Origin of the sequence: Caballeronia sp. AZ1_KS37 (assembly GCF_023631165.1) — a bacterium.
GTDB classification, from domain to species: Bacteria; Pseudomonadota; Gammaproteobacteria; order Burkholderiales; family Burkholderiaceae; genus Caballeronia; species Caballeronia zhejiangensis.
In genome coordinates, this window is sequence record NZ_JALQDP010000017.1 from 112,152 (window position 1) to 123,588 (window position 11,437).

Annotated in this window: 10 protein-coding genes; 1 reads left to right on the plus strand and 9 read right to left on the minus strand. The window is 62.6% G+C overall.

Annotated elements, in window-relative coordinates; translation table 11 throughout:
* Positions 1-19: 19 nt before the first annotated feature.
* The 7 genes from NCS00_RS12310 to coq7 form a co-directional block, all read right to left on the minus strand.
* Positions 20-1,450, minus strand: a complete 1,431-nt coding sequence (locus NCS00_RS12310) for a UDP-N-acetylmuramoyl-tripeptide--D-alanyl-D-alanine ligase (protein ID WP_250440208.1) — start codon at positions 1,448-1,450, stop codon at positions 20-22.
* Positions 1,447-2,991 (minus strand): UDP-N-acetylmuramoyl-L-alanyl-D-glutamate--2,6-diaminopimelate ligase, encoded by a 1,545-nt coding sequence (locus tag NCS00_RS12315; protein WP_244807651.1) that lies wholly within the window; start codon positions 2,989-2,991, stop codon positions 1,447-1,449. The genes NCS00_RS12310 and NCS00_RS12315 overlap by 4 nt, the downstream gene beginning before the upstream one ends.
* Entirely contained in the window at positions 2,988-4,844 is a 1,857-nt protein-coding gene (locus NCS00_RS12320; protein ID WP_250440209.1) for a peptidoglycan D,D-transpeptidase FtsI family protein, read from the minus strand. Before NCS00_RS12320 ends, NCS00_RS12315 begins: the two co-directional genes overlap by 4 nt.
* Positions 4,841-5,185: a cell division protein FtsL gene (gene ftsL / locus NCS00_RS12325; RefSeq protein WP_008342999.1), complete on the minus strand. Its 345-nt coding sequence runs from the start codon at positions 5,183-5,185 to the stop codon at positions 4,841-4,843. The genes NCS00_RS12320 and ftsL overlap by 4 nt, the downstream gene beginning before the upstream one ends.
* Positions 5,182-6,123 carry a 16S rRNA (cytosine(1402)-N(4))-methyltransferase RsmH gene (rsmH, locus tag NCS00_RS12330; RefSeq protein WP_008343001.1) on the minus strand — a complete coding sequence of 314 codons (942 nt, stop codon included), beginning with the start codon at positions 6,121-6,123 and terminating at the stop codon, positions 5,182-5,184. The genes ftsL and rsmH overlap by 4 nt, the downstream gene beginning before the upstream one ends.
* 28 nt (positions 6,124-6,151) lie before the next feature.
* A complete protein-coding gene (mraZ, locus tag NCS00_RS12335; protein WP_008343002.1) occupies positions 6,152-6,580 on the minus strand; it encodes a division/cell wall cluster transcriptional repressor MraZ in 429 nt (142 codons plus the stop codon).
* A 391-nt stretch (positions 6,581-6,971) separates the two neighbouring features.
* Positions 6,972-7,628 (minus strand): 2-polyprenyl-3-methyl-6-methoxy-1,4-benzoquinone monooxygenase, encoded by a 657-nt coding sequence (gene coq7 / locus NCS00_RS12340; RefSeq protein WP_034471434.1) that lies wholly within the window; start codon positions 7,626-7,628, stop codon positions 6,972-6,974.
* Positions 7,629-8,090: 462 nt separating this feature from the next.
* Between coq7 and NCS00_RS12345 the strand changes: the two genes are divergently transcribed.
* Positions 8,091-9,266, plus strand: a complete 1,176-nt coding sequence (locus NCS00_RS12345) for a porin (RefSeq protein ID WP_008343007.1) — start codon at positions 8,091-8,093, stop codon at positions 9,264-9,266.
* 128 nt (positions 9,267-9,394) lie between these two features.
* On the opposite strand, the gene NCS00_RS12350 is transcribed toward NCS00_RS12345, so the two are convergent.
* Together NCS00_RS12350 and NCS00_RS12355 are read right to left on the minus strand one after the other, a co-directional pair.
* Positions 9,395-11,068, minus strand: coding sequence for a long-chain fatty acid--CoA ligase (locus NCS00_RS12350; RefSeq protein ID WP_250440210.1), 1,674 nt, complete (start codon positions 11,066-11,068; stop codon positions 9,395-9,397).
* 128 nt (positions 11,069-11,196) lie between these two features.
* On the minus strand, positions 11,197-11,437 hold a 241-nt coding region (locus tag NCS00_RS12355), incomplete at its 5' end, for a molybdopterin dinucleotide binding domain-containing protein (protein WP_284508127.1).

The window sequence follows — 11,437 nt, forward strand, 5'->3', positions numbered from 1 at the left end:
GGTCCTTCTCTTCAGTGAATCAATGTGCAGCGGGCGCATCGCCCGCTGCGGGTTGTTGTGGACTCGTCAAGGCATCCACCACGCGCTCCATCTTCATGAAGCGCGAGCCTTTCGCGAGATACGTGGCCTTGTTGCCGTAGCCTGCCTGTTCGAGCGCGGTGAGCAGTTCGCGGACATCGGCGAAATGCTGCGCGGTTTGCTTCGATGCGGCCGCGTTGAATGCGTTCACCGAATCGACGCTCGCGGCGCCGAGCGCGAAGAGCGCATCGATGCCGCACTCCGCCGCATACGCGCCGACTTCGCGATGAAACGCCGGACCTTCCTCGCCGACTTCGCCCATGTCGCCCATCACGAGCACGCGGGGCGTTGCCTGCGATGCGAGCACGTCGATCGCGGCGCGCATCGAATCGGGATTCGAGTTGTACGTGTCGTCGATGACGGTCGCGCCGGCGAGCGCGCCGAGCATCGCGCGCTTCACCTGCAAGCGGCCTTTAACCGGCTCGAACGCTTCGAGACCGCGCTTGATGACATCGAGCGAAACGCCTGCGGCAAGCGCTGCCGCGGTCGCCGCCATTGCGTTGCGCGCGTTGTGTTCGCCGAGCACGTTCAGCGCGATGTCGACCGCGCCCTGCGGCGTTTGCATGTGGACCGTCGTGCCTTCGAGCGTACCGGTGACGGCGGCCTGCGATGCATCGGCGGTCAGCGCGAAATCGATGATCGCGTTGCCGGTCGCGGCCGTGCGCCAGAAGACGGCGTACTGGTCGTCGGCGGGAAACACGGCCGTGCCGGTATCGCCTAGCGCATGAATGACCGATGCGTGCTCGAGCGCGACCGCTTCGACCGTCGCCATGAATTCCTGATGCTCGCGCTGCGCGTTGTTGACGACGGCGACATCCGGCGCGGCGATCTTGCCGAGCACTTCGGTTTCGCCCGGATGATTCATGCCCAGTTCGACGACCGCGAGCTTGTGCGACGCCTTCAGACGAAACAGCGTGAGCGGCAAGCCGATGTCGTTATTGAAGTTGCCCGCCGTCGCGAGGCGCGCTTCCTCGCCGACCGCAGCCGCGAAGATCGACGCGATCATCTCCTTGACCGTCGTCTTGCCGTTGCTGCCCGTGACCGCGACGAGCGGCATCGTGAAGCGCTTGCGCCAGCCGTGCGCCAACGCACCGAGCGCCGCGCGCGTGTCCTTTACCTTGATGACCGGAAGTGGCCAGGCACCGGAGTTGCTCGGGTCGCGTGACACGAGCGCAGCAGCCGCGCCGCTCTTCGCCACCTGATCGAGGAAATCATGCGCATCGAAGCGATCGCCCTTCACCGCGACGAACAGATCGCCGGCCTGCACGCCGCGGCTGTCCGTGACGACGCGCGCGATGGCGATACCCGCATCGCCCTTAAGGACGGCGCCGGGAATCATCGCGGCGGCTTCGCGCAAAGTGAACATCGTCATTCGCCGCCTCCGCGTTGTTGTGTGGCGCGTGCGGCCAGAGCGAGACGCGCGTGATCCTGATCCGAGAACGCGCGCTTCTTGCCCATGATTTCCTGCGTGGCTTCGTGCCCTTTTCCGGCGAGCACGACGACGTCCTCGCGCGCCGCACTTCGTATTGCTTGCAGAATCGCGCTCGCGCGGTCTTCGACGCGGCGCGCCTTCGCGGCTTCGCTCATGCCGGCGGCGATTTGATCGATGATCGCGACGGGATCTTCGCTGCGCGGGTTGTCGCTCGTGATGACGACCTGATCCGCGAGGCGTTCGGCGATTTCGCCCATCAGCGGACGCTTGGTGGCGTCGCGGTCGCCGCCGCAGCCGAACATGCAGACGAGCTCGCCGCCGCGCGCCTCGGCGATCGGGCGCAGCGCGGTGAGGGTCTTGTCGAGCGCGTCGGGCGTGTGCGCGTAGTCGATCACGACGAGCGGCTCGTCGCTCTGAATGCGTCCGCCGAGACGCTCCATGCGGCCGTTGACCGATTCGAGCTTTTCGATGCGCGCGATGGCGGCATCGAACGGCACGCCCACTTCGAGCAGCACGCCGAGCACGGAAAGCAGATTGCTCACGTTGAACGTGCCGAGCGTGCCGACTTCGACATCGGCTTCGCCCCAGTCCGACGACAGATGAAACGCAGTGCCGGTCGCAGTCGCGCGGACTTGCGTTGCGAGCAGGAACGCGTCGGCGCTCGGCGCGGCATCGGCGGGCATCTCGACGCCGTAGGCAATCGTCCGCACCTTGCCGCGCAGCGATTCGATCAGACGCTGACCGGCCGCATCGTCGCGATTGACGATTGCCGTCTTCAGCGACGGCCACGCGAAAAGACGCGCCTTTGCCGCTTCGTACGCCTCGAACGTGCCGTGGTAGTCGAGATGATCCTGCGTGAGATTCGTGAAGATGGCGATATCGAAATCGACGCCGTTCACGCGCCCCTGATGCAGCGCATGCGACGACACTTCCATCGCGACGCCTTCCGCGCCCTGAGCTTTCAATTGCGCAAGATTGCGCTGAAGCTGCGGCGCGTCGGGCGTGGTGAAGCCGCTATGCACCAGTTTGCCCGGCATGCCGATGCCGAGCGTGCCGACGATCGCGCACGGACGGCCGAGCGCGGAGAGCGCAGTCGCGATCCATTGGCTGCACGAAGTCTTGCCGTTCGTGCCCGTCACGCCGACGGTAAGCATCGACGCGGTCGGCTCGCCGTACCACGCGGATGCGATCGGGCCCGCGAGTTCGTTCAGCGCCTTCACGGCGAGCGTCTTCGACGCGTCCGGCTTGCCCGCGAAATTCTCCGGCTGATAGAGCGCCGCAGCCGCGCCTGCGGCGAGCGCGGCGTCGAGATACGGACGGTTGTCCGCGCCGTCGACCGCATAGGCTAGAAACACGTCGCCGCTTTTGAGCGAGCGCGTGTCGGCGTGCAATTGCGCCTCGGGCTGCGCGTGGGCGCGCAGCCATTGAACGGCTTGTGATACGTCCTTTTGCATCTTGCTCTGTCGGGTTTGCGCGCTCATCGCACGACTCCCGGGTGCGTCTTCGTATTGCTCGACACCGCGAATTTCTTCGCGGTATTCGCGTTGTTCGTATTCGCCGGCTGCTTGGCGGCCGCTTGCGTGGCGGAGTTCGAATCGTCCGTCACGACCATTTGCTTCACTGGCATATCGGGCGGCACGTTCAGCGCGCGCAAGGTATCGCCGACGATGCCCGAGAACACCGGACCCGACACCTGACCGCCGAAGTGGCTGCCGACCGTCGGTTCATCCACCGATACGGCCACGACGATGCGCGGATTCGGCATCGGCGCCATGCCGACGAACGATGCCCGGTACTTCGAATGGTCGTAGCCGTGGCCCGCATGCTTGTACGCCGTGCCCGATTTGCCGCCGACGCGATAGCCGGCCACCGCCGCATCCGGCGACGTGCCGCCCTTCGACACGACGGTTTCGAGCATCGCACGCACTTCGCGCGCGGTAGTCGGCGAAAACACTTGCTGACCGAGCGGCGGCTGATCGCCCGCCGTGCGGAAAATCGAGACCGGCAGGATCTTGCCGTCGTTCGCGATCGCCGTGTACGCGCGCCCGAGCTGGAACAGCGACACGGACAGGCCGTAGCCGTACGACATCGTCGCCTGCTCGATGCGTCGCCAGCTCTTCCACGGGCGCAGACGCCCGGTCACGGCGCCCGGAAAACCGACTTTCGGCGCCTGACCGAGCCCGATGCTCATGTACATGTTCCACATTTCCTCGGGACGCAATTGCATCGCAATTTTGGTCGCGCCGATATTGCTCGACTTCTGAATCACGCCGCCGACGGTGAGCGTGCCGAAGCCAGAATCGTCCGTAATGCGGGCGCCGTCGAGCACGAACACGCCGCCGCCCGTTTCGACGAGCGTATTCGGCGTCACCCGATGCAGATCGAGCGCGAGCGAGACGGTGAACGGCTTCATGATCGAGCCCGGCTCGAAGGTGTCCGTGAGAATGCGGTTGCGCAACTGCTCGCCGGTCATCCGCGAACGATCGTTCGGGTTGTACGTGGGATAGTTGACGAGCGCGAGCACTTCGCCCGTCTTCACGTCGATGACCATTGCCGCGCCGGCCTTCGCCTTCGTCTTCTCGACGGCGGCCTTCAGGTTCGTGTACGCGATGTACTGAATCTTGCTGTCGATCGAAAGTTCGACGTCCGCGCCGTTGTGCGGCACGACTTGCTCGTCGACGTCCTCGACGATATGGCCCATGCGGTCCTTGATGACGCGGCGCATGCCCGGCGTGCCGGCGAGGACGTTCTGGTCGCCGAGTTCGACGCCTTCCTGTCCCTTGTCTTCAATGTTAGTAAAGCCGATCAGGTGCGCGGTGATTTCGCCTTCCGGATAGAAGCGCTTGTATTCGCCGCGCGAATAGATGCCGGGAATGTCGAGCGCGGCGACCTTCTGCGCGACTTCGAGCGGCACCTGGCGCTTCACATAGACGAAGGTCTTGTCCATCGAGAGCTTCGCGCGAAGCTCTTTTTCCGGCATTTCGAGAAGTTTGGACAATTGCGCGAACTTGTCCGCGCCGAGATCGTTCGGCACGGCTTCGGGAATCGCCCAGATGGCCTTCACCGGCAAACTCGTTGCGAGCACGAGGCCGTTACGGTCGCGGATCTGCCCGCGCGTCGCAGGCATTTCGAGCGTGCGCTGATAGCGGCTTTCGCCCTGTTTCTTGAAGAACGCGTTGCCCGGGCCCTGAATCCAGAACGCGCGCCCGGCCAGCGCGACGAACGCCATGAATAGCAGGAACACGACGAGCTTCGAGCGCCACATGGGCAGGCGCACGGCGAGAAGCGGATTCGGCGTGTGAGCGATGTCTTTCTGCTTCGCGGACTTTTTCATCGCTTGGCTCCGCGTGCAGGCGGCGCCGACGCCGGCAGCGGCGGCGGCATGGGTGCGTCGGCGGCCTTGTTGGCGGCCGTGTCGTAGGTGAGATATTGCGTTCGGCCGGTCGTCACGGGCTGCATTTTCAGTGAGTTGGTGGCCAACTGCTCGATGCGCGATGTCTTCGACAACGCGCTCTGCTGGTACTGCAACTGCGCGTAATCCTGTTGCAGTTGACGCTCTTGCGATTGCGCCCTTTGCAAGTCGATGAAAATCTCCCGCTGCTGATTGGTGGAGCTGACGACCGACAGCGCGCACCCGAGCACGATGATGAGCAGGAAGATATTGAGGCGATTCATGGCGCGATCCGCTCGGCGATACGCATCACCGCGGAACGGGCGCGCGGGTTATCGGCGACTTCGGCATCACTCGGAAACACGCGGCCGACCACGCGCAGCGGCGGGCTGGGAAGATCGACCGCGCGGATCGGCAAACGACGGTCCACCGCCGGCGCGCTCGCGTGCGCCTGCATGAACCGCTTGACGATCCGGTCTTCGAGTGAATGAAAGCTGATCACGACCAGCCGCCCCCCTTGCTCCAACAATGCCAATGCCGATTCGAGTACTACCTGCAGCTCCGCAAGCTCTTGATTGACGTGAATCCGTATAGCCTGAAAGGTGCGAGTTGCCGGGTCCTTGCCCTTTTCACGGGTTTTGACGACGTGACCCACGATTTCGGCAAGCTCGCGCGTGCTGTCGAGAGGCCCAAGACGGTCGGACTCTGCCCGGCGAGCAACAAGCGCCTTTGCAATCTGAAAAGCAAACCGTTCTTCCCCATAATCTCTGATGACCTCCGTGATTTCCTGCACCGTGGCACGCGCGAGCCACTCTGCCGCCGACTCGCCCCGAGTCGGGTCCATCCTCATGTCGAGCGGACCTTCTGCGCGGAAGCTGAAGCCGCGCTCCGGGTCGTCCACCTGCGGCGACGACACGCCAAGGTCCAGCAACACGCCCGACACCCGCCCTACTCCGCGCTCGCTCGCCGCGTCGCGCAACGCCGCGAAGCTGTCGTGCACGATCGAAAAGCGCGAATCCTGAATCTGTTGCGCCGTGGCGATCGCGAGCGGATCCTTGTCGAAGGCGATCAGCCGCCCCGCGTCACCCAGTCGCTGCAAAATCGCCCGGCTATGACCGCCGCGCCCGAAAGTGCCATCTATATAGATGCCGTCCGCGCGCGTGAGCAGCCCGTCTACCGCTTCCTTCAGCAGCACCGTGCGATGCTGCAGTTCATTTCCCATCGCAGGAGCCATGTTGTTCAGCGCCGCGTCAGAAAGTGAAATTTTTCAGCGCGTCGGGCATGCCCTGCGCCATGGCCGCGGCTTCCTTCGCCGCGTAAGTCTGCGAGTCCCACAACTCGAAGTGCGCGCCCATGCCGAGCAGCGTCACTTCTTTTTCCAGCGACGCGGCAGCGCGCAGCTCGGGCGAGACCAGCACGCGCCCGTTGCCGTCGAGTTCGACATCCATTGCATTACCGAGAAAGATGCGCCGCCACCACATGGCTTCCATCGGAAGCGCGGCGACCTTGGCGCGGAAGACTTCCCACTCCGGGCGGGGAAAGAGCAACAGGCATCCATCCGGGCTCTTCGTGAGCGTCACCCGGCCTTCTGCCTGCCCTTGCAGCGCTTCCCGATAGCGCGACGGAACCGACATCCGCCCTTTCGCATCGAGCGTCAGCGCCGACGCCCCTTGGAACACTCGCCCTTCTCCCCGTTTTCGGACGCCCACCACGACGCCCGTCCCTCTCCAGTTTTGCTCGAAAATGGGTTGTGAATCACACAAAAGACCACTTTCTCACACTGTCTCCCACTTTAGAGGAACGCATTTCCTCGGTCAAGACGCGCACCTTTTTTTCGAGTGCTTTTTATTTGCTAGAACAAGGACTTAGCGCAGGAGCTTGAAGTAACGGCAAAAGAGAAAACCGTTATGAATTAGAGAGCTAGTGCGGGATGTGAAGGTAGTACGTGAAAAGAGCAGGCGAAATGAGGGAAATGTAACGGTTCTTACAGCCGTTTTTTGATTCGATGATGAGTTTCGGCGGCGAATGCCTCGCTCGACCCGGCAAGCGAGCGAACGAGGCTTTGTCACACTATATGTAATAGGCCGTGCGCGTCATGACTTTGGAAGCTGCGCGCATCAACGCGCGCACCGGAAACGGAACCTCGCTCCCACCAGCGCCGATGGCTGCTGCGGCGTGCGCGCTTTCATCGAGACGCATTTGCTCGACGATCGCGCGGGATGCGTGATCGTTGACGGGCAAGGTCTTCATGTGGCCATCGAGATGCTGCTCGACCTGACGCTCGGTTTCGGCCATGAAGCCGAGACTCGCGCGATCGCCGAAGCGCCCCGCGACGAAACCGATCGCCAGCGCACCCGCGTACCACAACGGGTTCAGCAGGCTCGGCCGCGATTCCAGATCTTTCAGCCGCGTCGATGTCCACGCGAGATGGTCTTCCTCTTCACGCGCCGCTCGCTCGAAACTGGCCTTGAGCTCGGGCGAGCTTGTGGCGAGCTTCTGCGCCTGATAAAGCGCTTGCGCGCAGACTTCGCCAACGTGATTCACGCGCATCAGTCCGGCCGAATGGGCGCGTTCTTCTTCGGTGAGTTGCGATTGTTCCGAGAGGACATCGCCGGTCGCGTCCAGAGGCGACATCGTCGATTCAGGAATCGGACGCGACATGCGGCTCACGCCCGTCATGGACCGCAAGCCTCGATCGAATTCGCTGATGACTTCATCGAGCGTCATGGTGTCACCTCTCTCTTCATGGTCCGCAGACGGAGCGGACGCTCGCGGAAAACGCGAATTTTAGCGCACATCGACTGGCGCCGAAGGGGCGCGGGCTTGCCGGATACCGCGTTCAGCGGCCACGGAGCATGTGCGATTTCTCCGGATTACAGGCTCGAAGTCTGATCGCGAATATGGCACCAACCTGACACCGTCGACCGCCCGATCGCCCCTTATGAAGCACCTGTTTTGGTAATTAGGGCAAACACGGGTCGCAAATATCCTGCAAAACCAACATTTTAGCGCCTGTTGCGTAAACGTCACATGAGTCCGGCGGACCAGCCCCTTTTCCTTTGTCCGTTAAAGCCTCTTTGTTACATTACGTGTCACCTTCGTTAAGAAGCAGGCAGGGACCGTCAACACACTGGCGCTAAGAACAGTGACCTTGCCAAAAGTCGCAAACACTCCTTGGAGATTCAATCAATGAAAAAGTCGCTTCTCGCTCTCGCCGCACTGGGCGCATTCGCAGGCGCCGCACATGCGCAGAGCAGTGTGACGCTGTACGGCATCATCGACGCTGGCTTCGCGTACAACAACAACAGCAACGGCCAAAAGCTGTACTCCATGAACAGCGGCAACCTGCAAGGTAGCCGTTGGGGCCTGCGCGGCACGGAAGACCTCGGTGGCGGTCTGAAGGCCATCTTTGTGTTGGAAGGCGGCTTCAACGTGTTCAACGGCCAGCTGGGCCAAGGCGGCGACCTGTTCGGCCGCCAGGCTTATGTCGGTCTGGGCTCGACGCAATTCGGTACGGTCACGCTGGGTCGCCAGTACGACTCCGTGGTTGACTACACCGGCGCATTCGAAGTCGGTAGCCAGTGGGCGTCGTACTTCGGCGCGCACCCGGGCGACCTGGACAACATGAACAACTCGAATCGCGTGAACAACGCGATCAAGTACACGAGCGCGAACTACGCCGGCTTCACGTTCGGCGGCCTGTACAGCCTCGGCGGCCAAGCTGGCCAGTTCAACCGCAACCAGATCTGGTCGGTTGGTCTCGGCTACTCGCAGGGTCCGCTGCAATTGGGCGCGGGCTACTTGAACGTCAAGGACCCGAACTACTCGTTCTTCGGCAACAACGCCACGAGCCGCAACGCTGCCACGACGCCTACGGCTTCGAACATGTCGAGCCGCGTGTACTCGGGCTTCGCATCGGCCAAGACGCAGCAAGTCATCTCGGCTGGCGGTGCTTACACGTTCGGCGCAGCGACCATCGGCGCGACGTATAGCAACACGCAGTTCAAGGACGTCAACAACGAAGCAGGCGCTGGCCTGAACCCGGCTGGCTACACGGGCGGCTCGGGCAAGTTCCATAACGCCGAAATCAACTTCAAGTATCAGCTGACCCCGGCCCTGCTGCTGGGCGTGGCATATGACTACACGAAGGGTTACGGCCTGGCCGATGCCAAGTACCACCAAGGCATGCTCGGCGCGGACTACTTCCTGTCGAAGCGCACGGACGTGTACATCGACGGTATCTACCAGCACGCAAGCGGCACGGATTCGTTGAACCGCCCTGCGGTTGCGAACATCAACGGCCTGTCGGCGTCGTCGACGTCGAACCAGGTTGCCGCTGTTGTCGGTATCCGCCACAAGTTCTAATAAGGTCGTAACAAAGCAGTACGCACTGAAAGGCGCCTTCGGGCGCCTTTTTTTCGTTCCGCTGCGGGCAACAAAAAAGCCTTCGCATCTCGCGACACGAAGGCTTTTCGCTTTGGACGATGCAGCCGCTACGCGCGGCCGTCGCGCAATTCCCGCCGCAAGATCTTGCCGACATTGCTCTTCGGCAACTCGTTGCGGAACTCGATCATGCGCGGACGCTTGTAGCCGGTCAGCCGTTCCCTGCAGTACGCGATGACATCCGCTTCCGTCAGGCTCGCATCCTTGCGCACGATGAAGAGCTTCACCGCTTCGCCCGACGCCTGATCCTTCACGCCCACCGCGGCAACTTCGAACACGCCGGGCAGCATCGCGACAACATCTTCAATCTCGTTCGGATACACGTTGAAGCCGGAGACGAGAATCATGTCCTTCTTGCGATCGACGATCTTCACGTAGCCGCGCTCATCGAGCACGCCGACGTCGCCTGAGCGGAAGAAGCCGTCGGGGGTCATCACCTTCGCGGTTTCGTCGGGACGATTCCAGTAGCCCGCCATCACCTGCGGGCCGCGAATGCAGATCTCGCCGGGCTGGCCGAGCGGCACTTCGTTGTTGTCGTCGTCGCGGATGGAGATTTCCGTGGACGGAAGCGGCAAGCCGATCGTGCCCGTGTATTCAATCGCCGTCACCGGATTGCAGGTCACGCACGGCGAGGTTTCGGACAAGCCGTAACCCTCGACGATCGGCACGCCGGTCGCCGCGAACCAGCGCTTCGCGACGGCTTCCTGCACGGCCATCCCGCCGCCGTTCGCAGCGATGAGCTTCGAGAAATCGAGCTTGTTGAAGTCTGGATGATTCAACAACGCGTTGTAGAGCGTGTTGACGGCCGGGAATGTGTTGATGGGAACGCCCTTCAGTTCCTTGATGGTTCCGGCGATATCTCGCGGGTTCGGTATCAGCACGCCAAGGCCGCCGGTACGGATCGTGAGCATGCCGCAGACCGTCAGCGCAAAGATGTGATAAAGCGGCAGCGCGACCACGCAAACGAACTGATCGATGTCGGGACGGCGCTTGCGGGCCGGGTCGAGCCACACTTCTGACTGCAGCGTGTTCGCGATCAGATTGCGATGCGTGAGCGTCGCGCCTTTCGCGACGCCCGTCGTGCCGCCGGTGTACTGCAGGAACGCGACGTCATCGGGACTTTGGGTGACCGGCTGGAGCGTGCCGCGGCCGCCTTCGCTCAGCGCTTCGTTGAATCGGACGCTGCCAGGCAGTTTCCACTCTGGCACCATCTTCTTCACGCTGCGCACGACGAAGTTGACGAGCACCCCTTTCAAACCCATGAGATCGCCCATCGCCGCGACGACGATATGTTTGATCGCCGTGTTCTTGACGACCGCCTGCAACGTGCCGGCGAAATTCTCCAAAATGACGATTGCTTCCGCGCCGCTGTCCTTGAGCTGATGCTCGAGTTCGCGCGGCGTGTAAAGCGGATTCACGTTGACGACAATGTAACCCGCGCGCAATACCGCCGCGATCGCGATCGGATACTGCAGCACGTTCGGCATCATCAGCGCGACGCGCGCGCCCGGCTTCATTCCTCGCTTCTGGAACCACGCGGCCAGCTTTCTCGACATCGCGTCGAGTTCGGCGTATGTGATCGCCTGGCCCATGCACACGAACGCGCGGCGATCGCGATTCGCGCGAAAGCTGTCCTCGAGCAGCTCCGAAACGGACCGATACGCGGATGGATCGATCTCCGCAGGCACGCCGGCCGGGTAAGACTTCAGCCAGGGTTTCTCCATACGGCGTCTCCTTTATATGATTTTAGAATGATCGTGCGGAAACGAGATCCTAGCTTTTCGGCCGGTCTCCGACAATCGGGTTAGACGCCTTCCACCAAACCCGTCCGAGTCCGCCGCTCCGAAGCTTGTCAATGCATTGGCTCCACTTCCACCAGGCAGTCGTAAAACGTCGCCGAGCCCCCGAGGTCGGTCAGCGCCTGACTCGTCACCTGATTGGCGTTGCGGCCATCGGGAGACAACTTCTTCCACCAGATCGACAAGCCGACGACGACGCCTTCGCGCGGGCGGTGCGTCACGCGCGCGCGGGCCTGCCTCGAACCCCCCTCGTTGCACTTGCGCACGCCAGCGCCCACGGCGCTGGCGCGGGCG

Coding starts and splice junctions, on each gene's coding strand:
- NCS00_RS12310 (WP_250440208.1), bottom strand. CDS start 1,450: ATGACGATGTTCACTTTGCGCGAAGCCGCCGCGATGATTCCCGGCGCC.
- NCS00_RS12315 (WP_244807651.1), bottom strand. CDS start 2,991: ATGAGCGCGCAAACCCGACAGAGCAAGATGCAAAAGGACGTATCACAA.
- NCS00_RS12320 (WP_250440209.1), bottom strand. CDS start 4,844: ATGAAAAAGTCCGCGAAGCAGAAAGACATCGCTCACACGCCGAATCCG.
- ftsL (WP_008342999.1), bottom strand. CDS start 5,185: ATGAATCGCCTCAATATCTTCCTGCTCATCATCGTGCTCGGGTGCGCG.
- rsmH (WP_008343001.1), bottom strand. CDS start 6,123: ATGGGAAATGAACTGCAGCATCGCACGGTGCTGCTGAAGGAAGCGGTA.
- coq7 (WP_034471434.1), bottom strand. CDS start 7,628: ATGACGCTCGATGAAGTCATCAGCGAATTCGATCGAGGCTTGCGGTCC.
- NCS00_RS12345 (WP_008343007.1), top strand. CDS start 8,091: ATGAAAAAGTCGCTTCTCGCTCTCGCCGCACTGGGCGCATTCGCAGGC.
- NCS00_RS12350 (WP_250440210.1), bottom strand. CDS start 11,068: ATGGAGAAACCCTGGCTGAAGTCTTACCCGGCCGGCGTGCCTGCGGAG.